This is a genomic window from Streptomyces sp. NPDC054765 (genome assembly GCF_053612065.1).
The window spans coordinates 34,585-57,157 of sequence record NZ_JBSHBP010000034.1; the positions used below are offsets into that span (position 1 = coordinate 34,585).

Sequence of the window (22,573 nt, forward strand, 5' to 3'; positions counted from 1 at the left end):
GGCCCCGCTTCGAAGTCCCGTCCTTCGTTCGTACGCGCCGTAAGGCGGACGGGACGTTGACGACAGGGCCCCGGGAACCGTCGGACACCGCGAGCGGGGACACCGGTGCCCGGTTGCCCGACGGCCTCGCCGTAAGCCAGTTGTATCGGGCACCTGTGCAACGAGCGTGTTCCTGGGACGCCGCCCCGTCAACCTGGCCCTCACCCGCCGGGGCCGCGCGCCACCTGGCTCCTCCGCTGCGGAAGCGGCCCCTGAAAGCGACCTGAACTGCCGCTTTGCCAGGCTCCCCGGGCCGGGGGCGGAGATCCGGCGGAGCACTGCGCCACCCGGGAGCGAGGGAAAGCCTTTACCTGGAGGGATGGCAGACGAACGCCGGCGGACCGCTCGCCGGCGGGGGCCGTGGACGACGGCGCTACGAGCCGCCGGTGAAGGGCTGGGTGCGGGCGATGAGCAGGGCGACATCATCCGGGTCGTCGGGGCGCCGGAGTTCGCGCAGCAGCCGGTCGCAGGTCTCCTCCAGGGAGTGGTCGGGCGCGTCGAGCAGGCGGCGCAGGGTTTCGAGGCGTTCGTCGAGGGGTTGGTGGCGGGTTTCGACCAGCCCGTCGGTGTACAGGACCAGTTGGTCGTCCGGGTCGAGCCGGAAGGTGGTGGTCTCGAAGGGGACACCGCCGACTCCGAGCGGGGTGCCGGTGGGCAGATCGAGCAGCTCGGGGTGTTTGCCGCTGCGGACGAGGACGGGCGGCAGATGGCCGGCGGTGGCGATATGGCATGCGGCGCGGTGCGGGTCGTAGGTGGCGTAGACGCAGGTGGCGATGTAGTGCTCCAGCCCTGAGGTGATCTTGTCGAGGTGCTGGAGGACCTGGGCGGGGTCGAGGTCGAGGTCGGCGAAGGCGCTGGTGGCGGTGCGCAGGCGGCCCATGGTGGCGGCGGCGTCGATCCCGCTGCCCATGACGTCGCCGACGACCAGCGCGGTCTTGTCACCTTCGAGCGGGAGGACGTCGTACCAGTCGCCGCCGATCTCGTACGTGGCCTGCGCGGGCCGGTACCGGGAGGCGATCTGCAGACCGGGAAGGCGGGGCGGGTGGTCGGGGAGCAGGCTGCGCTGCAGGGTCTCGGCGGCGTTGCGCACGCTCTGGTGCGAGCGGGCATTGTCGATGCACACGGCCGCGCGGGAGGCCAGCTCGGCGGCGAGCGCGAGGTCGTCCTCGTCGAAGGGCAGCGGGTTGCGGGCGCGGCTGAGCCCCAGACAGCCGAGGATCTGGCCGCGGGCGGTGAGCGGGGCGAGCAGGTAGGAATGCACCCCGGCGCGGGCCAGCAGAGTGGCGGCGTGCTCGTTGCGGGCGATACGGGCCAGGTCGTTGTCGTCCGCGTGGGAGACCAGGATCGGGCGGCCGGTGCGTACGCACCGGGTGGCCAGCCGGTCGGCACCGTAGGCGGCGGTCTGGCCGGGAGGGTCGGCGGCCTGCAGGGCTTCGGTGGGATAGGCGCCCTTCACGGCGAGGGCGCGAAAGAGCGCGGGGCCCTCGCCGGGGGCCGGGCGGTGCTCGCCCAGGACGGAGTCGAGCACATCGACCGTGACGACGTCGGCGAGTTCGGGAACGGTGACCTCGGCCAGCTCCCGGGCGGTCTGTTCCACCTCCAACGTGGTGCCGATACGGGCGGAGCCGTCCGCGATCAGCGCCAGGCGCCGCCGCGCCTCGGTGGCCTCCATGGCTGCCTGGTACCGGTCGGTGACGTCCACCACCAGGTCGGCCACTCCGATCACCCGCCCCTGGGGGTCCTCCAGCCGGTACAACGAGATCGACCATGCATGCTGGCGGTCCGGGTCGGCGGGACTGCGGCCGACGACGGTGGTCTGGTCGACCATGGGTACCCCCGTCTCGAGGACCTGCTGCATCGCGGCCTCGGGCACTTCGAACTTCGCGGCGGTCATGATCTCGCGGTAGTGCCGGCCGAGGTGGTCTTTCGCGGGAATGCCGTGCATCCGTTCCAGGGCGGGATTGACGGCCACATAACACAGCTCGGTGTCGAGTATCGCCAGCCCGATGGGGGACTGGGAGATCAGCCGGGTGGACAGTGCGACATCCCGTTCCAGCTCGCGCAGAGTCGGTGAGTCGGTGGCGAGCCCGAGCGCGAAGAAATCACCGTGGTCGTCCGTCAGCCGCATATTGTGCAGCTCCACCAGCCGCGCGGTGCCGTCCTTGTGCCGGACGGGGAATGCGCCGGCCCAGCTCTGGCCGGTCTCCATGACCTCGGCGAACTTCTTGACCACCAGGTCCCCGTGCTCTTCGTGGATGAGCAGTGGCGCCGCGTACCGCCCGAGCGCCTCCTCGGCGGTATAGCCGTACAGATCCTCGGCCTGCGGACTCCACAGGACGATCCGCCCCTCGGCGTCCACCAGCACCGCGGCGACACCGAGAAGGTCCATCAGCCCGCTCGGCTGCGACGCCTTGCCCTCCGGTTCACCGGCGCCGGACGGACGCACCTCGGCTGCGCTCACCCCGGCACTCCTTCCGTCTGCCGGACCCGCGGGACCTGCCCTCGCCCCGTTCCGGGACCTGTCCATGGGTCTGTCCGTGGCCCGGTCCCTGTCCGGTGAGTGCTCTGGCTTCCATCGTGCCCCCGGATCGTCCGAGCGCACACTCGTCCGGCCCCAGGCCCCGGGAGGCCGTGCCGTACAGGCGCCCCGGCGAGCGGCCGTCGGAGGGGCAGGGCGCCGCGAGTGAGGGATGCCCGCGGCGGTCGATCCGCACCGGTGTGAAGCGTATGGGCGCCTTCAGAACTTGCCGAGCGGGAAACCGGGGACCAAGGTGAAAGGAAAACTCACGGGAGATCGGAGCGCATCGTGGTCGTTCTTGGAATCATTCTCCTCGTTGCCGGATTTGTGACCGGCATTTCCATTCTCTGGACCATCGGAATCATTCTCGCCGTTATCGGTGCGGTCCTGTGGGTCCTCGGCGTGATGGGGCACGCGGTCGGCGGGCGAAAGCATTACTGGTAGCGCAACAGCATTACGTAGCGCCACAGCATTACGTAGTGCAAGAGCATTACCCGTAGTGCAAGAGCATTACGGGCAGCGCAACGTGTCGGCCCCCGGCCACGATCACCGGCGCCCCGGACGGCGTCCGCCCGCCGAAACCGTCAGTCCACAGGAGCCGGTGCAGGGGCACGACGGCGAGCGATGAGGCCCAGTACGACGTCCGCGGCCAGGAACACCACGAGCGAAACGCCGAGCAACGGCACCGCCCAGCCCACCACCCCGACGACGAGTACGAGCGGGACCAGCACGGGCAGCGGAATCTGCCGCCACGCCCCACGCTGCACCGGCCGTCCGAAGGACAGCGCGCGCTCGCGGGTGGGACGGCGCTGCCACCACATCCGGTACCCCCAGAGGATCAGGAAGATGAGCGCGAGGGCGAGCGCGGCCAGGGCGATCTGGTTGACGATGCCGAACAGGGTGCCGGTGTGCAGGTCGATGCCGTAGCGGGAGAGCTTGGCCAGCACGGGGTAATCCGCGAAGCGCGAGACATCGGTGACCTTTCCGGTGCCCGGGTCCACCGCGACGGCGTCCTGCTTCTCGGGCCAGCTGCGCTGGACCTGCTTGACGACATAGGCGCTGCCCCGCTCCGCCGGCAGGCCGATCTCGACGGGGTCGGACAGGCCCTCGGCGCGGGCCGCCGCGAATACCTTGTCAATGCCCACGTCCGACGCCGCGGATCCGCCCGATGCGCCGTCGTGCATCCCCGGCATGTCGGGCATCCCCGCCATCCCTCCGGAGCCGCCGTGGTGGGCGTGCTCCCCGGCCACCGCCGTCGAAACGGTCGGCGTCGCCTGCCCCAGGGACTGGCGGAGCTCGTCGATGTTCGCCCCGGCGTACGTGGACCAGGTCAGGCCGGTCGCGGAGAGGAAGAACAGGCCGGTGGCGGCCCACACCCCCACCGCGCCGTGCCATGACAGCGTCCGGCGCCGGCCGGTGGCGGTGCGGTCCGGCAGCGCGAGGGCCCGCAGCCTGCGACTCGTACGCCGGCGCCCGATCCACAGCGCGAGCCCGCCGCCGACGACCACCCACAGCCAGCTGGCGGCCAGTTCGCTGTAGAGACGGCCGTTCTCGCCCAGGTGCAGGTTGCGGTGGAGATCGTCGAGCCAGGTGCGCAGCGGCAGCGCCCCCGTGGCACCGTACGTCTCCAGCGCACCCCGGACGCTGCCGGTGTGCGGGTCGACGAAGACGGCGAGCTGGTGCTCGGCGGACACTCCCGGCACGCCGGAGAGCAGGACGCGTGTGGTGTCCCCGGGCTCCGGTGCCGGGCGTACGGCGGCGACCTCGCCCTCCGGGTGCGCCTTACGGGCGACGGCGACCTGCCGGGACAGCGGCAGTGTGTGTTCCCCGGCCGGGACCCTCAACTCGTGCGCATAGATCACTTTCTCCGCCTGGAACGAGCCGGTGTAGAGCAGTCCGGTGACCGCGGTGACGAGGAGGAAAGGCGCGACGAGCACACCGGCGTAGAAGTGCAGGCGCAACACCAGCGGCCGCAGCACGGACCACCCGGTCCGCTGTACGGCCGCCCGTTGCGCGCCGGTGCCGACGGCGTGCGGGGCACCTCCGGCGTCTTCGGCGCTTCCGCCATCTCCGCCATCTCCGCCATCTCCGGCATCGCCGGCATCGCCGGCATTGCTCGATGCGAGACGTTGTTCAGTGGGCACGCGGATGCTCCCAGCTCGAAGGTGATGTGGCCCAGTCCTCTGCCGTACCGCTTCAGGGAGTCGGACAAGGGGTGGGGCGAGTTCCGGCGAGATGGTGTGAAGTGGCCCATGGGGCGGACGGCCGCGATGCGGCGGCTCCGCGCATCCGCTGAAGTACGGCCGGACCAGGCGGAGTCGGACTCCGGTCGCCGCCTTCTGTGCCACGGCCGAGGGCGCATGGCGGCTCGCCGGGCGCGTACGCGGAGCGCCGTGCGCTCTCACCGGTTCCGTGGTCGTCGTGGCCGGGCGCCGAGCGCACCCGCTGTTCGGCCTGGCAGAGGTGTTCACGGCACCAGTGCAGTTGAGGGCACTCCCCAAGGCAACGGCCGGCGCGATTCTTGCGCGATACCTACGAAACCCTTCCCGCGCCCGGGGCGCGGGTGTCAGCGGCGCGGCCGCCGTACCGGGCCGTCACCCGCTGTTCTGTGGGGGCATGCCAGGGCATTCCGGGGCATCAAACGATCTCTGTTGACCCGAGCACCGCGGCGTCGGACAGGCGGGGCCTCCCGCTTGTCCGACGCCGCTGGGCGCTTCGACCGCCGTCCGTACCCGCCTGCCCGGTCCAGGGCCTGCCCGATGGGTTCCCTGTGGTGCCGGGGCATCGGCCGGCGCAGCCCCTCCGGGGGCACAGTGGTGTCTGTGGGCCGGCGTGCCGGGCGGGCGATGCCTACTGCGTGACCACGCCGGACTTGGCGATGGTGATCTCGGCGCGGGTGGCACCGCCGTGGGAGCCCAGGGACTCGATCTTCCTGACGATGTCCATGCCCTCGACGACCTCGCCGAAGACGACGTGCTTGTTGTCGAGCCAGTCCGTGACGATGGTGGTGATGAAGAACTGCGAGCCGTTGGTGTTCGGGCCGGCATTGGCCATGGAGAGCTGACCGGGCTTGGTGTGCTTGATCTGGAAATTCTCGTCCGGGAACTTCGCGCCGTAGATGCTCTTGCCGCCGGTGCCGTTGCCGGCGGTGAAGTCGCCGCCCTGGAGCATGAAGTCGGGGATGACACGGTGGAAGCCGGATCCCTCGTAGCCGAAGCCGTGCTGACCGGTGGCGAGCTCACGGAAGTTCTGTGCGGTCTTGGGGACCACGTCGTCGAACAGGGTGAAGACGATCCGCCCGGCCGGAGCGCCGTCGATGGTGATGTCGAAGTACACGTTGTTACTCATGACGGCATCCTTGCATCTGCGATCGCCGGGGCGAGGCGCGGCCCCCGGAGCCCGGTCGCGACCGGGCGGCACGTCGGCCGGCGCCACGCCCCACCGCCCGTGATGCGTTCGCCGTCGAGCACCTGGCGGGCCTGCTGCTCGTACCGTGAGGGGGAGGTGTTGTCATGGATGCGTCATGCGCTTGCCCCGGGCGATGCCGCACTGGATAGGAGTAGCACGGCCACCCTGAGGACTCTCGCGCCGTGTGCCGCACACCTAGTGTGGCGACCATGGACAGCGACAACCAGCTCGGGCAGTTCCTGCGGGCTCGCCGTGAACTCGTACAGCCCGAGGACGCAGGCATCGCGGCCGGGAGCCGACGTCGTGTGGCGGGGCTGCGCCGGGAAGAGGTGGCGACGCTGGCGGGGGTCAGCACCGACTACTACGTACGGCTCGAACAGGGCCGTGAACGGAATCCTTCGGCTCAGGTCGCCGATGCACTGGCCCGGACGCTGGGGCTGGACGAGGAGGCGGCCCTTCACCTGCGGCAACTCGCCCGCCCGGCCGCCCGGCGGCCCCGCCGGACCGTACGGCCGGAGCGGGTCAGCCCGGCCCTGCTGCGCATGATGGAGGGCTGGCACCGGACCCCGGCAGTGGTCCTGGGCCGCTTTCTGACCGTGCTGGCCCACAACAGCCTGGGCAGAGCCCTGTTCGACGGGCACACCTACAGCGGGGACCTGGTACGCCTGGTGTTCCTCGACCCGGACGCCGAGGAGTTCTATCCGGACTGGGAGCGGGTCGCGGTCAACACCGCGGCCGGGCTGCGGGCCGCGGCCGGAACCGACTCCGACGACCCCCGGCTGATCGGGCTGGTCGGCGAACTCTCGGTGAAGAACGAGGCGTTCCGCCGTCTGTGGGCCCGCCATGACATCCGCCAGAAAACCCATGAGACCAAACGCTTCCGGCACCCCTTGGTCGGGGAGATCACGCTGGACTACGAGTCGCTGACCGTGAACAGCGCCCCCGGCCAGCAACTCGTCGTCTACCAAGCCGCCCCGGGCAGTCCGTCCGAACAGGCCCTGTCCTTGCTGGGCAGCCTCACGGCCGGTGAGACGGCCGGAGCCGCGAAGCCCGCGGACACCACATCCCCCGGCGAGTGGTAAGCGTTCCCGTGGCGGTGTTCCCCGCCGCGGTGTTCCCAGCGGCGGCGTACGTCGCACGTTCCCCTGCCGCCATCAGGTGCCCCTGCCCTGTAGCGGAACCGGCGGCACGGGCCACAACGGTCCGGTGAATTCACCTACAGGGTCACGCACGGCGCATCCGGGGTGTGCCGCGCGCTTGTCGGACCGGACGTTCTCCTTCCCCCATGTCCCCGCCGCTCCCCTCCCTGCCGCTGACTGCTGACCGCTGACTGCCGTGCCCCGACGCCCCGCCGGCCGTCCGACGAGCGCGAATCCGGGCGGGGTGGTGACGGCCGAAGGTGTTCGCTGTCCGACACCTTGTGGCCTGCGTCACTGGCTGGTTAAGCTCCAGCACGCTTAAGGCACATTTCCTCCGCAAGTTGACCTATTGGTGAGGCGATCTTCACGATCTGCCCACGTATATGAGGTGGCTTCGCATGGAACGGCGATCAGTGACCCCGCGCGCGAAGGCGACTTACCACACGGCTCACCGTCGGCGTGGTCCCGGAGTGCGCCGGTGAACCGCCCGGCGGACCATCCGGTGCACGGCCCGGCGGACCATCCGGTGCACGGCCCGGTGAACCATCCGGTGCACGGCCCGGTGAACCATCCGGTGCACGGCCCGGTGAACCATCCGGTGCACGGCCCGGCGGGGACGGCGGTCGCCGGCACTGTCCGCGGTGCCCTGAGACCGGCCCCGGGCCGCCCCTGATGACCCGGCCCGCTCCGGCGGCAGCGTCCACCGTGCCCCTGCCCCGCGCCCGCCGCGATGTCCGGCTGTTCTGGTGGGCGGGCACCTGCGACGCACTCGGCAGCCAGACGTCCGGGGTTGTGCTGCCGCTGCTGCTTTTGAGCCTTGGCCGTTCCCCCGCCGAGGTCGGCGCCCTCGCCGGGCTCTTTGCCGCCGGCACGCTGGTCCTCGGTCCGCTCGCGGCCGTCCCCGCCGACCGCGGGGCACGCAAGCAGGTGATGGTGGGTGCCGCGCTGGTGTCCGCCGCGGCGATGGCCGGTGTCACCGTGGCCGTCGCCGCGGGCACGGTCCCGTTGGCCGCGCTCCTCGTCGCCGTACTTGTCGAGCGGTGCGCGAGTGCCTGCTACGAGGCGGCGTCACTGGGCACCGTGGCGCTGGTGTGTCCCCCTGAGGAGCACCGGCGCGTGCTGTCCCGATTAGAGGCGGGGGAGCGGGGCGCCCTCGTCGTCGGGCCCGCGCTGGGCGGGCTGCTCTTCTCCGTGGGCGCCTGGCTGCCGTTCCTCGCGGACGCCCTGTCGTACGCCGTCGCGGCGGGCGGCATCCGCGCCCTGCGCTCCGATCTGTCCCCGCGACGGGAGCAGCGGGCGCCGGCCGGCACCCCGCACCGGACCTGGCGGGCTTTGGCCGCCGAAGCGGGGGCGGGCGTGGCCCTGATCCGCCGCGAACCCTTCCTGCGGCTGGTGCTCATCTGGATCTCGGGCGTCAACGCCCTGCTCGTTGCGCTGTATTACACGACGGTCTTCGCGCTCCAGGACCACGGCCGGGGCGCGGCGCCGGTGGGCCTGGTCCTCGCGCTGGCCGGGGCCGCGGGCCTGGCCGGTGCGCTGGCCGCACCCCGGCTGGTGCGCCGGCACTGCGCGGCGCGGGTGCTGGTGCCGGTGTCCTGGCTCATGGTGCCGCCCGCCGCCGCCCTGGCGATGGCCCGCGACGCCTGGCAGTTCGGTCTGCTCTTCGGGCTGCTGTGCTTCCTGACGCCACCGGCCACCGTGGCGCTGCAGGCCCGGATCATCCAGATCACCCCAGCCGCGCTCCAGGCCCGCACCGGCACCGTGCTGGCCACCGCATCGGGCGCGGCCGCGGCCCTGGCCCCGGCCCTCGCCGGGCTGTCCGCCGACCGGGCCGGGGCCGCCGTCACCCTCACGGGCTGCGCCGTGCTGCTGGCCGTGCTCGCGCTGTACGCGACCTGTGCGGCACCGGCCCTCACCCGTGGCACGGGGGAGGAGCCCGTATGAACGCGACCGCGTCAGGCACCGCCACAACACCGCCCCCCGGCACCGGTTTCCGGGTCTACCGGCCGGCGCTGCCGGAGGTCTGCCCGCGCGACCCGTCACGCATGGCCCTGGCCGCGGACGCCGACGGCCGCTGCGAGATCTTCACCTGGAACGCCGCCACCGGCACCACCCGCCAGGTCACCGACAGCCCCGACGGCACCGTGCACTGCGCCCTCGACGCGGACGCCCGGGTGTGGTGGTTCGCCGAGGACCGGGACGGGCTCGGGCTCTGGTACTTCCAGGACTTCGAAGGCGGGCCGCGGCTCCCCGGTCTGACCGGCCTGCCACCGGGTCTCCCGTATGGTCTCGCGGTCAGCGACGCCGGCGCCGTGGCCCTGGGACTCGGGGATGGCCGGGGGATGACCGTCCACCTCGGCACACCGGGCGGCCCGGCCCGTCCGGTGCGGACGGTCGACGGCCATGCGCTGCTGACCGGCATCTCCCCTTCGGGCGGGCTGCTGGCGCTGTCGGGTGCGGCGGACTCCGACCGTGCGGTGACCCTGGTGACCTGCTCCGGGGCGGTCCTCGACCAGCTCTCCGGACACCGCGGACGGCTGTGGGCACTCGGCTTCGCACCCTCGCCGGCAGCCACCGAACTCCTGCTGGTCCAGGAACACAACGACCGCTACCGCTTGGCCAGTTGGCGCCCCGGCGCCGGACTGCGGCCACAGGACTGGTGCCGCTTCGACACCGAGATCACCGCGCGCTGGTACCCCGAAGGACGCCGGGTTCTCATCCGCCAGGACCGCCACGGCCGCTCCGCCCTCACCGCTGCCGACCTCGGCCGGCGCACCCTGACCCCGGTGCCCTGCCCGCCCGGCACCCTGCTCGACGCCGCCCCGTACCCGGGCGAGGACGTGCACTACCTCTGGACCGACACGGCCACCCCGCCACAACTGCGCTCCACCGCCGGAACCCGGCTCCCGGCGCTCCCCGCCCTGCCCGCCCCGGCACCCGGCCGGCACCGTGACCTGTGGACCCCCGGCCCGGACGGTCCCGTGCACACCCTGCTCAGCGAACCGGCCCCCGCCCCCGGCCGCCGGCCCCCGCTGGTGTTCCTGGTGCACGGCGGCCCCGCCGACCACGACCGCGACGCCTACGACCCGCAGGTGCACTCCCTGGTGGCCTCCGGCTTCGCGGTCGCGCGGGTCAACTACCGCGGTTCCACCGGATACGGTCCCCGCTGGCGCGCCGCCTACGGCGAGGGTGTCGGGCTCACCCAGGTCGCCGACCTCGTCGCGGTCCGCACCGACCTGCTCCGCCGGGGCCTGGCCCGTGAGGACGCGATCGGCCTGTGGGGCACCTCCTGGGGTGGCTACCTGGCGCTGCTCGCACTCGGCACCCGGCCGGACCTCTGGCAGGCGGGCGTCGCCGTCAAACCGGTCGCCGACTGCGCCGCGGCGCACCGCACGGGCACCGCTGCGCTGCGCGCCCTGGACGAGCGGCTGTTCGGCGGCACCCCCGACGCCGTGCCCGAACGCTACGCGCGCAGCTCGCCCCTCCACTACGCGGCCGAGGTCCGCGCCCCGCTGCTGGTGATCGCCGCCACCCGCGACGCCAAGTGCCCGCCCGGCCAGGTCCGCAGCTACCTCACCGCCCTGCGGCAGGCCGGCGTCACCCATGAGTCCCTGTGGCTCGATACCGGCCACGACGGATACACCGGCGCCCACCACGTGACCGCCCTGCGGCGTGCCATGGGCTTCCTCGACCACCATCTGCGCCGCACCCCGCGGCCCACCGAACCCCCCGTCCCCCAGCGGACGGGGTCCGAGGGGGCACCGGCCCGTCCGGCGTCCCCCGGAATGTGAGAACCGTTCACGAAAACCGGCAGACAGGAGAAGCCACCATGCAGAAGGACATCATCCACAACGACCCGCTCGCGGGTGACGAGGAGAACCGCAAGCCGGGCATCGGCATCACCGTGACCGTCCCGTTCCGCAACGCGGAGGACACCGAGGAGGACTGATCCTCCCCGGCCGGCCCGGCGCCACCGGGCCGGCCGGACCGCTGCGTCACCGGCTCCCGCCGGCCACCTCCCACCCCACTCCGCCGCCTACGAGGAGCCGACATGCGCGTCCTGCTGGTCAACATGCCCTGGTCCCCGATCGACCTCCCGTCCCTCGCACTCGGAATCCTCCGGCGAAGCGTCGGCGAACGCACCTCCGGCCGGGCCGATGTCCTGCACGCCAACCTGGAGTTCACCGACTGGATCACCCGGCGTACCGAGTTCACCGCGGACGACTACCAGTTCTACGCGCTGTCCTCCTACTTCATGGGATGCGGCGACTGGGTGTTCTCCTCCGCCCTCTACGACGATCCCGAGTGGCGGGTACCGGAGTTCAGCGCCTCGATGCGCGGCAAGCTGCGGGACTCACGGCTGCGGATGTCCCGTGAACTGCACCGCGTCGTACCGGAATTCGTCCAGGAGACCGCCGAGCGGATCGTCGCGGCCGGCCCCGACGTCGTCGGCTTCACCTCCACCTTCCAGCAGAACACCGCCGCGCTCGCCGCCGCCAAGTACGTCAAACGCCTCGCCCCGCACATCAGGACCGTCATGGGCGGCGCCAACTGCGACGCCGAGCAGGGCGCGGCCGGTCACCGTAACTTCCCGTTCCTGGACTTCGTGGTCCGGGGCGAGGGAGAAGCCGCCTTCCCCCAGCTGCTCAACGCCCTCGACGAGGGCGGCGATCTGTCCGCTGTCCCCGGGCTCTGCCACCGCGGCCCCGACGGCACCAACACCGCCAACCCGATGAGCACCAGCCCGCTGCCGCCCGCCACCATCCTCCCGCCGGACTACAGCGGCTACTTCGAGCGGCTGGCGACCTCCGTCGCCCGCAACTGGGTGGAACCCAAACTCGTCGTCGAGGGGGCCCGAGGCTGCTGGTGGGGGGAGAAACACCACTGCACCTTCTGCGGCCTCAACGGCTCCTTCATGCAGTTCCGCAGCAAGAGCCCCGACACCTTCTACGAAGAGATCATGGACCTGGCCCGCCGTCACCGAGTGCTGGACATGTATGTCGTCGACAACATCCTCGACATGGGGTACCTCAACACCGTCCTGCCCCGCATGATCGACAGCGGCTACGACCTGCGCCTGCACATCGAGATCAAGGCGAATATGCGGCGGACCCAGCTGCGCACCCTCGCCGACGCCGGAATGATCTACGTCCAGCCGGGCATCGAGAGCCTGAACAGCCGGGTGCTCGACCTGATGGACAAGGGCGTGAGCGGCTGTCAGAACGTCCGTATGCTCCGCGACGGGGCCGAGACCGGACTCTCCGTCTCCTGGAACTACCTCCACGGCTTCCCCGGCGAGACCGCCGCCGACTACGAACCCGTCATCGCCCAGCTACCGGCCCTGGAACACCTCGACCCGCCGGTCGACCTGTCCGCCCGCATCGCCATCGAACGCTTCAGCCCGTACTTCAACCGGCCCGAACTCGGTTTCACCGGTCTGCGCCCCGAGGAGCACTACCGCTTCACCTACGACCTGCCCGAGTCCGAACTGCACGACCTGGCCTACGTCTTCGAGGCCCCCGAACGCGGCATCGGCGAACCCACCGTCACCTCCCTCAACGACGCCCTCGCCGGCTGGCGCAAACACCACACCGACAGCAGGCTCACCCACACCGACCTCGGCGACCGCATCGTGCTCGTCAGCCGCAGACGCGCCTTCGACTGGGCAACCATGGAGCTCACCGCGCCCATGGAGATCGCGGCCTTCAAGCTCCTCGACCAGCCGCACGCCCCCGCCGCGCTGACCCGCAAACTCGCCGCGCGCCTGCCGCAGCACCCGGTCGACACGGCCGCCGTCCACGCCCTCCTCCAGCACTGGGTCACGCTCGGGCTGCTCTTCACCGACGGCGGCCAGTACGTCCACCTGGCACCGGCGGCCGTCAACGAGGACCTGCTGCGGCTCGACTTCATGCGCCACAGCCACGCCGGGCCCGCCGCGCAGGAACAACCGGCCGCACCGGACCGAGCCGTCATCCACGCCTGAAGCGCCGCCCGGCCCTGAGGAGACACCCATGACCCGCACCACCACCCCCGCCCCGCGGGCACTGACGCTCGCCGCATGGCGGGACTACGACGAGGACGCCTGCGCCCTGCCCGGCATGAGCCTGGGCGAACTCGATCTGACCGGCCCACCGCAGGAGCACGCCGCCCGGCTGTGGGACCTCGGGGTGCGCCGTGCCCGGTTCGCCGAGGAGATCGACCTGACCGCGGTCGACGACCCCGGTGCCGCCGCCCACGCGGTCCGGCGGTTATGTCTGATCCGCGATCTGACGGCCCGCGCCGTCCTGGTCCAGTGGCAGCTGCGTCTGCCGGTGGAGCCCGCCGACGGCTGGCGCGACTTCAGCCATCTCCAGCCGCCCCGGACCCTCTCCGGCCCTGCCGACCCGGCGGCCGCACTCTCCCAGTGGCGTAACGAGCACTACCTCTGCAAGTGCCTGTGGCGCCAGGGCCCCGGCTTCGTCCAGATCCGCGACCGACGGTGGGGCAACCTGCGCCGCTTCACCGCGGAGGAGCCCGAATACCGCGAGGCGATCGGCCGGCTGGCCTACGGCGCCCCGCTGCCGGCCGTGCCCGAGGCCATCGCCGCCGACTTCCTGGAGGAACGCCTGGTCTCCCGCACCGGACCGCTCCTGTGGTGGCTGCCCTACCGCGTGAACCGGTGGATCCAGGAGGCGATGGCCATCTGAGGGACCGGCAACTTCGGGCGGCGCCGCCTGGGCACTGACGCCATCACTTCCGGAGGCTCGGTGCCCAGGAACGGTGCTCACCCCGGGACACCGAGCGGCCAGGATCCCGCCGGGACGACGCCTGCCCTCGTGCATCCGGCGCAGAGCCTTCCGGGACATCAGCAGGCACATGCCGGAGTCGATCCCCGGCGCGGTGAGCGCGCTCAGCGGTACGTCGGGGCCGGGGAGGGGCCGGGCCGCCGGGGAAGTGCGGCAGTCTCACCGCCCGTACACGCTTCGCCGCCGAGATCGTGGCGGCCTGCCGGGAAGCGGTCTCGCCGGACTTCCCGATCTTCTTCCGGATGTCCCAGTGGAAGATGAGCGACTACCGGGCGCGGCTCGCCGACAGCCCCGAAGAACTCAATGAGGTCGTGACGCCGCTCAGCGATGCGGGCGTCAGCGCCTTCCACTGCTCGACGCGCCGCTACTGGCTGCCGGAGTACGAGGACTCGGACCTCAACCTCGCCGGGTGGGTCAAGAAGCTCTCCGGCCGGCCGACGGTCACCGTTGGCTCCGTCGGTCTGGACAACGAATTCACCGCGGCGTTCAAGGGCGAGCAGGCGGGCGTCACCGGTATCTACCGGCTGCTGGACCGGATGGAACGTGACGAGTTCGACCTCGTCGCCGTCGGGCGGGCCCTGCTCGGCGACCCGGAGTGGGCCGCCAAGGTCGTGGCAGGCCGCACCGGCGAACTCCTGCCGTTCCAGACCTCGATGCTGCGTACGCTGAGCTGACGCCGCACGGCACCCGCTTCACTCAGGGCCCGTCTTCAAAGTCCCGTCGTTCGCCCGGAGGCAGACGGGACTTTGTGCCTCACCTGAGCGTCAAGCCGGGACGTGACCGGGCGGCCCCACGCTGATCGACAGCCTCCTATGCTTTGCATGTATACATGCCGAGTATAGTCATCGGATCCATTGCTTGCCGACCCTCGCCACGCGATCTGGAGGACCCACCGTGCCCCAAAGCAGTTCGCCGCTTCCCGTCCGGAACAGACCCCGCCTCGGCGAGGTTCCCGCACGAGGGAGAGGCGAGCGGACGCCGGGTAGGCCGGCCGGAGGGACGCGCTTGGCCGCCATTGACGGACTGCGCCTCTTGGCTGCCGTCGCGGTGGCTGCCTTCCACTACCTGGGTACGACGACTCCTCGCTTCTGGGGCGACAACGACCCGAGGCACTTCGCTCCGGTGCTGCACGAGGTCAGTCGTTACGGTTGGCTGGGCGTGGAGTTCTTCTTCATGATCAGCGGATTCGTCATCTGCATGAGCTGCTGGGGGCGGACCCCCGTGCAGTTCGTCGTCTCCCGTGTCTCCCGGCTGTTCCCGTCGTACTGGTGCGCAGTTCTGATGGTCATAGGGTTGGTTCTGACCGCCCGGCTCACCCATCTGCAGGCCGCCACACCGATCGACTTCCGGACGATTCTGGGAAACCTGACGATGCTCCCGGGACCGCTGGGGGTCGATTTGATCGACGGAGTTGCCTGGACGCTCTGGGTGGAGGCCCGCTTCTACCTGCTGATGGCGGTCATGCTGTTCTTCGGGATCACCTATCGCCGCATGATTGCTTTCTGCGGGACCTGGCTCACGCTCGCGGTCGTCACCCGCGAACTCCACTCGGCCGTACTCGACGAGTTCTTCATCAGCCAGTACGCGGGCCTCTTCATCACAGGAATAGCCCTCTACCTGATGCACCGGTTCGGACAGAACCTCGTGTTGTGGCTGCTGGCCGGGTTCGCCTGGTGCTACGAACTCACGTTGCTCAACGACCGGGTGGCCGGCCACGCCGTGCACCCCGCCGAAGGGGGCGCACTCTCCTGGACCGTCTGCGCCGCGGTGCTCACCTCCTTCCTCGTCGTTCTCGCGCTTTCCGGATTCGGTTCGCTCGCCCGAGTCCAGTGGCGGTGGCTGGTGACCGCCGGCGCACTCACTTACCCCTTCTACCTGGTGCACCAGAGCATCGGCATACCGGTGGCCAAGGGGTTGCTGCGGGCGGTCCCCGTACTCGGCGTCCTGCCGTCGATGGCGATAGCCGTCGCCTTCTCCCTGTTCCTGTCGGCTGTCCTCTACCGCATGGTCGACGGCCCTCTCGGCCGCGTGCTGCGGCACCACCTCACGCGTGGGATGAGCCCCCGGGACCGATCGGCGACTACCACGGGTGCGGCGTCAGCACGACCAACATGACCAACACCAACAACACGACCAACAACACGACCGACACGAGCAAGGTGACCCAGCACGGTCGTGATCAATACGCCCAGGTCAAGCTTCTTCCGGGTTGGCCAGTTGACCGGGTGCCTCGGTTGACCGGGTGCCTCGGTCCGTTGAGTGATCTGGTCGATCGAGCGGTGCCGAGGAGCAACGAGCCGGGGGTGGGCGACCCATGTTCCGTCGAAGCCGTCCTCGGCCTCGCGTTCTTTGTCGAGACGCGCCGTGGGGGCGGTGGCGCGGATGGTGCCCCGGGGCCTGCCGAGCAGATCCTGCGCGAGGACGAACACGTCGTTCCGTGGCACGATCTCGAATGTGACCAGCAAACCCACGGCCGCACAGCGCCTGCGCGACCTCGCGCGGCTGCGCCGCGTCCGCGACCGGATCGACCGGGACTACGTACAGCCGCTGGACGTCGAGGCGCTCGCCCGCGGCGAGCACATGTCGGCCGGACATCTCAGCCGCGAGTTCCGGCTCGCCTACGGTGAGTCGCCGTACGGCTACCTCATGACACGGCGCATCGAGCGTGCGATGGCACTGCTCCGCCGTGGCGACCTCAGCGTCACCGAGGTCTGTTTCGCGGTCGGCTGCTCGTCACTCGGCACCTTCAGCACTCGCTTCACCGAACTGGTCGGTATGCCGCCCAGCGCCTACCGGCGCCACGCGGCGGGCGCGACGGCGGGGATCCCGTCGTGCGTGGCGAAGCAGGTGACCAGACCGATCAGGAATCGAGAAGCGCGGTCACCGGGCCGGAGCTAGCGTGACCGTCATGGACCTCACGATTCACACCACTTTCCTCCCGCACCACGACCCGGACGCATCCCTGGCCTTCTATCGCGACATTCTCGGCTTCGAAGTCCGCAACGACGTCGCGTACGGCAAAATGCGCTGGATCACGGTCGGCCCGGCTGGCCAGCCCGGCACGTCCATCGTCCTGGAGCCGCCGGCCGCCGACCCCGGTATCACCGAGGACGAGCGCCGCACCATCACAGAGATGATGGCCAAGGGCAGCTACGCCCGCGTCATCCTGGCCACCGCCGACCTCGACGGCACCTTCGCTCGGCTGCAGGCCACCGATGCCGAAGTCGTCCAGGAGCCGACCCAGCAGCCGTACGGCGTTCGTGACTGTGCCTTCCGCGATCCCGCGGGCAACTTGATCCGCATCAACGAGGTCCGCTGAGACGTCCGGCGAGCACAGCTCTGACCTGCGCGGACGGCACGGTGGAGGCACATAGCGCAGGCGCATGGCGCAGGCACTGTGAATGCGCAGCGGCACCGTGTATGCGCGGCCGCGCCGTGTACGCACAGCGGCGCCGTGAAGGAGCCTGCGTACGAGGCCGGTGGCGGCTGCCCGGTGGCCACCGGCACTGCCCTCCATGGCACTGCCCTCCATGGCACTGCCCTCCATGGCACCGACCTCCATGGCACTGCCTTCGGTGTCACCGGCCCCGGTGGCACCGCCCCCGAGGGCAACGTCATCGGGCTGCTTCAGGGCCGGGGAGTGCGGATGCCTCGCTCCCGGGCCAGGGGCCCTCGCCCCTCTCGCCCCAGGGCCTTGCCGCACCGGCTTCGCGTCGTATGCGTCGGCCATGCCGTACCGCTGGTTCCGCATCCGCCCGCATCCCCCCGCGCATCCACCCGCGCATCCGCCCGCGCCGCATCCAGGCCGGCGCGAGGTGAACCAGCTGCCCGACCACGAGCCGATGCGCGCCGGCCGTCGGCTGATCTGATGCCTGGGCCGGGCGTGCCACCCCGGCCGGCACCGTCGGTCCGATCGGTCCACAGCGACCGTTGCCACGACCGCGTCGGCACGGGAGAACCAGACGTTACGCTCGAAGCCGGCCGGATCGAGCCAGGCGACACCGACGGAGGCCGCGAAGGCGGTCCCGCCTCACAGATGGAGACACGATGAGCAAGGCCACGAGGACGGACACGCCGTCGCCTGCGCTGCACGTTGCCGACAGCCACGATCTGATCCGCGTGCACGGCGCCCGCGAGAACAACCTCAAGGACGTCAGCATCGAGATCCCGAAGCGCCGGCTGACGGTGTTCACGGGCGTATCCGGCTCGGGCAAGAGCTCACTGGTGTTCCACACGATCGCCGGGGAGTCGCAGCGGCTGATCAACGAGACCTACAGCGCCTTCGTGCAGGGATTCATGCCCACACTGGCGCGACCCGAGGTCGACGTCCTCGAAGGGCTGACGACCGCGATCATCGTCGACCAGCAGCGGATGGGCGCCGACGCCCGTTCCACGGTGGGCACCGCCACCGACGCCAACGCGATGCTGCGCATCCTCTTCAGCCGGCTCGGGCAGCCGCACATCGGCTCGCCCAACGCCTTCGCCTTCAACGTCCCCTCGGTCCGGGCGAGCGGTGCGATCACGGTTGAACGCGGTGCCCGCAAGACCGTGAAACAGACCTTCACCCGCACCGGCGGCATGTGTCCGCGCTGTGAAGGCCGGGGCACGGTCTCCGACATCGACCTCACCCAGCTCTACGACGACTCCAAGTCGATCGCCGAGGGCGCGTTCACCATACCCGGCTGGAAGTCGGACAGCTTCTGGACCGTGCGGGTCTATGCCGAGTCGGGCCTCCTCGACCCGGACAAGCCGATTCGTAAGTACACCAAGAAGGAGATGCAGGACTTCCTCTACCGGGAGCCGACCAAGGTGAAGGTCGAGGGCGTGAACCTCACCTACGAGGGGTTGATCCCCAAGATCCAGAAGTCGTTCCTCTCCAAGGACCGGGAGGCGTTGCAGCCGCACATCCGGGAGTTCGTGGACCGGGCGGTCACCTTCACCGGCTGTCCCGAGTGCGGCGGCACCCGGCTCAGCGAGGCGGCCCGGTCGTCGCGGATCGGCGGGTTCAACATCGCCGACGCCTGCGCGATGCAGATCAGCGACCTGGCCGATTGGGTCCGCGGCCTCGACGAGCCGTCGGTGGCGCCACTGCTCGCCGCGCTGCTGCAGACGCTCGACTCGTTCGTGGAGATCGGCCTCGGCTACCTCTCGCTCGACCGGCCGTCGGGCACGCTGTCGGGCGGCGAGGCGCAGCGCGTCAAGATGATCCGTCACCTCGGCTCCTCGCTCACCGACACCACCTATGTCTTCGACGAGCCCACCACGGGTCTGCACCCCCATGACATCCAGCGGATGAACGACCTGCTGCTGCGGCTGCGGGACAAGGGCAACACGGTGCTCGTCGTGGAGCACAAGCCGGAGACGATCGCGATCGCCGACCACATCGTCGACCTCGGCCCCGGCGCCGGTACGGAGGGCGGCACCGTCTGCTTCGAGGGCACCGTCGAGGGGCTGCGGGCCGGCGGCACCATCACCGGCCGTCACTTCGACGACCGGGCCGCCCTCAAGGAGACGGTGCGCAAGCCCACCGGCGCGCTGGAGATCCGCGGCGCGACGACGCACAACCTGCGCGACGTCAACGTCGACATCCCGCTCGGGGTGCTGGCCGTCATCACCGGCGTCGCCGGCTCCGGCAAGAGCTCGCTCGTGCACGGGTCGCTGCCGCACCAGTCAGGGGCCGCGGGCGAGGGTGTGGTGTCGATCGACCAGGGCGCGATCCGCGGCTCGCGGCGGAGCAACCCGGCGACGTACACCGGACTGCTCGACCCGATCCGTAAGGCGTTCGCGAAGGCCAACGGTGTGAAGCCGGGGCTGTTCAGCGCCAACTCCGAGGGCGCCTGTCCCACCTGCAACGGCGTCGGCGTCATCTACACCGACCTGGCGATGATGGCCGGCGTCGCCAGCCCCTGCGAGGAGTGCGAGGGGAAGCGGTTTCACGCCTCGGTGCTGGACCATCACCTCGGCGGGCGCGACATCAGCGAGGTGCTCGCGATGTCGGTGGCGGAGGCCGAGGAATTCTTTGGCGCCGGCGAGGCGCGCACGCCGGCCGCGCACCGTGTCCTCGGTCGGCTCGCCGACGTCGGGCTCGGCTACCTCCGCCTCGGTCAGCCGCTCACCACACTGTCCGGTGGCGAGCGGCAGCGGCTCAAGCTGGCCGCTCACCTGGTCGAGAAGGGCGGCGTCTACATCCTCGACGAGCCGACCACCGGCCTCCACCTCGCCGACGTCGAGCAGCTGCTCGGGCTGCTCGACCGGCTCGTCGACTCCGGCAAGTCGGTCATCGTCATCGAGCACCATCAGGCGGTCATGGCGCACGCCGACTGGATCATCGACCTCGGCCCCGGCGCCGGCCATGACGGCGGCCGGATCGTCTTCGAGGGCACCCCCGCCGACCTTGTCGCCGCCCGCTCCACCCTCACCGGCGAGCACCTCGCGGGCTACGTCGGCGCCTGACCGAGGTCCTTGACCGAGACGCCCACGGCGGCCGTGATCCCGGCGGCGCCTGGACCACCACGCGCGGCCCGGCATCGAACGCCGGTTCAACTGCTCCCGCTCCGGCTCCCGGTCCCGCTCCCGCTGCGCAACTGCTGCGGCTGTTCGACGTCGGCGCGGACCGCCCGCATGACCGGGGCGACATCGGCGGCGGTGAAACCGACCTTGGTGTTGGTGCCGTCGCCCTTGAGGACGACGGTGATGCCGGCGGCGGTGGTCGGGGTGAACCAGGAGCACGTGGTCACCGCGGTGGTGAGCATGGCGTTCCGGACCAGGACGGTGTTGCAGATCGCCCGGCCGCCGTGCGGGCCAGGGTCGGCGTCCAGGGCGCTGGTGCTGAACCGGTCACCGGCACCGTCGTCGTGGACGGCCGGGGCCTGGTCGAGGATGCCGTGCAGGCGGTCGGGGTCGAAGCCGGTGCCGGTGACGCCGGTGTAGAAGATCCACGCGCCGTCCGCGCGGTCGTCGTAGAAGGCGTGGACCGGTGTGCCGGACACGCCGAGACGCGGGGCAATGTGCTGTGTGTCGCCATTGACCTTCTGTACCAGGTCGGCCGGGGGCTGCCCCTGCGAGTAGCCGGCGGCGACCTGCGGAGCGCTGAGCGCGTACGAGACGTCGCCGGCCCCGCCGCCGCCGGCCGGTCCGCCGCCGGTGGCGGGGACACCGCTCCGGGCGTCAGGCGTGGCAGGGGTCCGGGCCGGGGGGCGGGGGGAAGGTCCGCAGGCCGATATCAGGGCTGCGCAGACCACGGTCACGGTGACAGCGGCCGACGTGTGGATGCGCTGCGGGACGGAACGTGCCATCTGCGGCCTCCTCATGAGCGGGCTTGACCCGGTTTCGGGCAGGGGGTCCCAGGGCGGATGCCGGCCGAAGCCCTGGGGGTGCGGGCCAGTCTGGCAGCCGGCAGGGCGCGAGGCAGCCCCTTCGCGCAGCGGTGCTTGCCCCCCATGACAGGAGAACTGGCGTCTATGACAGGAGAGCCGGCGTTCGCGCACCGGCACCCGTGGCACGATGTCGTCCGACGTGGAGGAGGGCGGCGCACATGGACCTTGACCCCAGGCGTCTGCTGGTCCTGCACGCGATCGCGCAGAGCGGCGGTCTCGCGTCGGCGGCGCGGGTGCTCGGTCACACGCGTTCGGCGGTGTCACAGCAACTGGCAAGCCTGGAACGGGAAGTCGGCATACCGCTGGTCGACCGTTCGGGGGCACGACTGGAACTCACCACCGCCGGAAGGCTGCTCGCCGCCACCGGCGAACGCATCGGACAGGAACTTGCCGTCGCCGCCCAGCAGTTGAGCGCCGAGAATGAGCAGGTCGTCCAGGGACCGGTGGCGATCGGTGCGACGTCCTGGGTTCTCGCCCGAGTAGCCGGCCAGGTGCTGCGACTGCTCGCCCGGTCGTATCCGCAGATCGAGCCGAGGTTCGTGGAAGCCGGGATGACGGACGGTCTACGGCAGCTGCGGCTGGGGGAGTTGGACGTCCTGGTCCTCATCGACGACCGGGACACCGCCTTGCCACTGCCGCCCTCGGTGCGGGCAAAGGTACTGAGCGAGGACGAGTACCGCGTGGTCGTCCCGGCTGCCTGGGACACGCCGGGCACCGCCGCCGACCTCTCGGGCCGCCCGTGGATCAGCGCTCCCGCGCACTCCGCTCGCGGTCGTGCCTTCGCCCGGTTCGCGAGCGGCCATGGCGTGACGCCTTCGGCCGAGCACCTCGCCGACCACATGATCGCCGTACAGGCGCTGCTGGCCGCGCGGATCGGTGCCGCGATCCTGCCCGCCTACCTTGCCGCCCAGCTCGACCAGGTCACGGTGACCACGCTGACCGTCACCGGCAGCCAGATCACACGGACGCTCTACCGCACCGGTCACGGCGGCACCGCCGCTGCGGCCAGGGCGGCGGTCGACGCGCTGCGGCAGGCGGCCCGCGACCATGCCGAGGCGGTGACCGTTGCCGGGCACACGAACGGAGACATCATCGTCCGCCCGCTGCACGATCCCTCCGACGGGCCCCCACCGCCGGCTCCCCGCCGCAAGCCGGGCGGCCCGTGGAACCGGCCGGACGCTCCCCAGGCGCATTGATCATGAGTGTCAGCCCTGCTCGTGAGCAAGAAGCCGAGCAAGAAGCCGAGCAAGAAGCCGAGCAAGAAGCCGAGCAAGAAGCCGAGCAAGAAGCCGAGCAAGAAGCCGAGCA

The 22,573-nt window shown here is 70.9% G+C and carries 16 protein-coding genes and 1 pseudogene; 13 read left to right on the forward strand and 4 right to left on the reverse strand.

Annotated elements, in window-relative coordinates; translation table 11 throughout:
• Nucleotides 1-412: 412 nt before the first annotated feature.
• Nucleotides 413-2,500 (reverse strand): SpoIIE family protein phosphatase, encoded by a 2,088-nt coding sequence (locus ACWGJY_RS21570; protein WP_453262438.1) that lies wholly within the window; start codon nt 2,498-2,500, stop codon nt 413-415.
• A gap of 345 nt (nt 2,501-2,845) precedes the next feature.
• Between ACWGJY_RS21570 and ACWGJY_RS21575 the strand changes: the two genes are divergently transcribed.
• Nucleotides 2,846-3,001 carry a DUF6131 family protein gene (locus ACWGJY_RS21575; RefSeq protein ID WP_453262439.1) on the forward strand — a complete coding sequence of 52 codons (156 nt, stop codon included), beginning with the start codon at nt 2,846-2,848 and terminating at the stop codon, nt 2,999-3,001.
• 140 nt (nt 3,002-3,141) lie between these two features.
• Here the strand turns inward: ACWGJY_RS21575 and ACWGJY_RS21580 are convergent, their stop codons facing one another.
• Nucleotides 3,142-4,701 (reverse strand): PepSY-associated TM helix domain-containing protein, encoded by a 1,560-nt coding sequence (locus tag ACWGJY_RS21580; RefSeq protein ID WP_453262440.1) that lies wholly within the window; start codon nt 4,699-4,701, stop codon nt 3,142-3,144.
• Nucleotides 4,702-5,407: 706 nt separating this feature from the next.
• Entirely contained in the window at nt 5,408-5,905 is a 498-nt protein-coding gene (locus ACWGJY_RS21585; protein ID WP_453262441.1) for a peptidylprolyl isomerase, read from the reverse strand.
• Between the two features lie 269 nt (nt 5,906-6,174).
• Here ACWGJY_RS21585 and ACWGJY_RS21590 point away from each other — a divergent pair, with 269 nt between their 5' ends.
• The 11 genes and pseudogenes from ACWGJY_RS21590 to ACWGJY_RS21640 all read left to right on the forward strand — a co-directional run bounded on the left by ACWGJY_RS21590 (nt 6,175) and on the right by ACWGJY_RS21640 (nt 20,342).
• Nucleotides 6,175-7,047, forward strand: coding sequence for a helix-turn-helix transcriptional regulator (locus tag ACWGJY_RS21590; protein ID WP_453262442.1), 873 nt, complete (start codon nt 6,175-6,177; stop codon nt 7,045-7,047).
• Between the two features lie 762 nt (nt 7,048-7,809).
• The gene (locus tag ACWGJY_RS21595; protein WP_453262443.1) at nt 7,810-9,048 is read left to right on the forward strand and encodes an MFS transporter; all 1,239 of its coding nucleotides are present in this window, start codon (nt 7,810-7,812) and stop codon (nt 9,046-9,048) included.
• Nucleotides 9,045-10,895, forward strand: a complete 1,851-nt coding sequence (locus ACWGJY_RS21600; RefSeq protein ID WP_453262444.1) for an alpha/beta fold hydrolase — start codon at nt 9,045-9,047, stop codon at nt 10,893-10,895. Before ACWGJY_RS21595 ends, ACWGJY_RS21600 begins: the two co-directional genes overlap by 4 nt.
• A gap of 260 nt (nt 10,896-11,155) precedes the next feature.
• Complete coding sequence (locus tag ACWGJY_RS21605) at nt 11,156-13,087, forward strand: RiPP maturation radical SAM C-methyltransferase (RefSeq protein WP_453262445.1); 1,932 nt, start codon at nt 11,156-11,158, stop codon at nt 13,085-13,087.
• 28 nt (nt 13,088-13,115) lie between these two features.
• A complete protein-coding gene (locus ACWGJY_RS21610) occupies nt 13,116-13,790 on the forward strand; it encodes a DUF5825 family protein (RefSeq protein WP_453262446.1) in 675 nt (224 codons plus the stop codon).
• Between the two features lie 251 nt (nt 13,791-14,041).
• Nucleotides 14,042-14,563: pseudogene (locus ACWGJY_RS21615) on the forward strand (oxidoreductase); the annotation flags it as partial.
• A gap of 331 nt (nt 14,564-14,894) precedes the next feature.
• Entirely contained in the window at nt 14,895-16,004 is a 1,110-nt protein-coding gene (locus ACWGJY_RS21620) for an acyltransferase family protein (RefSeq protein WP_453262447.1), read from the forward strand.
• Between the two features lie 339 nt (nt 16,005-16,343).
• Nucleotides 16,344-16,787 (forward strand): helix-turn-helix transcriptional regulator, encoded by a 444-nt coding sequence (locus ACWGJY_RS21625; RefSeq protein ID WP_453262448.1) that lies wholly within the window; start codon nt 16,344-16,346, stop codon nt 16,785-16,787.
• 10 nt (nt 16,788-16,797) lie between these two features.
• Nucleotides 16,798-17,208, forward strand: a complete 411-nt coding sequence (locus ACWGJY_RS21630) for a VOC family protein (protein WP_453262449.1) — start codon at nt 16,798-16,800, stop codon at nt 17,206-17,208.
• Between the two features lie 409 nt (nt 17,209-17,617).
• On the forward strand, nt 17,618-17,758 hold the full coding sequence (locus ACWGJY_RS21635) for a hypothetical protein (RefSeq protein WP_453262450.1): 141 nt from the start codon (nt 17,618-17,620) through the stop codon (nt 17,756-17,758).
• Nucleotides 17,759-17,936: 178 nt separating this feature from the next.
• Nucleotides 17,937-20,342, forward strand: a complete 2,406-nt coding sequence (locus tag ACWGJY_RS21640) for an ATP-binding cassette domain-containing protein (protein ID WP_453262451.1) — start codon at nt 17,937-17,939, stop codon at nt 20,340-20,342.
• Nucleotides 20,343-20,428: 86 nt separating this feature from the next.
• On the opposite strand, the gene ACWGJY_RS21645 is transcribed toward ACWGJY_RS21640, so the two are convergent.
• The gene (locus tag ACWGJY_RS21645; RefSeq protein ID WP_453262452.1) at nt 20,429-21,184 is read right to left on the reverse strand and encodes a hypothetical protein; all 756 of its coding nucleotides are present in this window, start codon (nt 21,182-21,184) and stop codon (nt 20,429-20,431) included.
• 239 nt (nt 21,185-21,423) lie between these two features.
• Between ACWGJY_RS21645 and ACWGJY_RS21650 the strand changes: the two genes are divergently transcribed.
• The gene (locus ACWGJY_RS21650) at nt 21,424-22,461 is read left to right on the forward strand and encodes a LysR family transcriptional regulator (RefSeq protein ID WP_453262453.1); all 1,038 of its coding nucleotides are present in this window, start codon (nt 21,424-21,426) and stop codon (nt 22,459-22,461) included.
• The last annotated feature ends 112 nt before the right edge of the window (nt 22,462-22,573 follow it).